This window comes from Flavobacterium succinicans LMG 10402, from assembly GCF_000611675.1.
In the GTDB taxonomy this organism is placed as follows: domain Bacteria; phylum Bacteroidota; class Bacteroidia; order Flavobacteriales; family Flavobacteriaceae; genus Flavobacterium; species Flavobacterium succinicans.
Genome location: NZ_JATV01000038.1, coordinates 1 through 629, shown reverse-complemented (window position 1 = coordinate 629; position 629 = coordinate 1). Strand labels below are relative to the sequence as shown.

The following is a 629-nucleotide window of genomic DNA, read 5'->3' as shown; positions in this document are numbered from 1 at the left end:
TTTAGTGGTTTGATAACCAATGTAATGGTTTTGATAATCAGACAACAAGCTTTTATTCTTTGCTAATCCGTCCAAAATTCCAAATTGAAATTGCTCGGTGAAAAGGTCAGACGTTTCGAATTGGGAATGGATATCGATCAATCTTGAAGATAATTCCTTCAAAACATCCAAGGTCACAGGAACATCATTGATGAAAGCTCTCGACTTTCCGCCGGACGAAATCTCTCTTCGGATGATGGTTTGGGTTTCAAAATCCAAATCCTTCTCTTCAAAAAAATCTTTGAAATTTTCTGTGATTAGGAACTCGGTTTCTACGATGCTTTTGACGTCAGATTTTGCGAAGGATTTCACATCGGCTCTTTCACCCATTATGAGACGAAGCGCACCAAGAATGATGGATTTTCCCGCACCGGTTTCTCCTGTGATGACCTGCAGACCTTTCTTGAGGTCGATCTCAAGTTTGTCGATTAACGCAAAATTCTGAATGAAAATTCTTGAAAGCACGAAATTATTTTTTAATAACTAAATTATAAATCAAGGTTGATTTGAAGACGAAACCCCGCAACCCGACTTATCTCTGATTTTTTTTCTTTTTTATTTGAATCGATGAACCACTTCGTTAGGTTTGA

The 629-nt window shown here is 37.5% G+C and carries 1 protein-coding gene; it reads right to left on the bottom strand.

What is annotated here, in order from left to right; translation table 11 throughout:
- A partial coding sequence (locus AO58_RS17445) for an AAA family ATPase (protein WP_035718039.1) occupies nt 1-504 on the bottom strand: 504 nt, incomplete at its 3' end.
- Between the last annotated feature and the right edge of the window lie 125 nt (nt 505-629).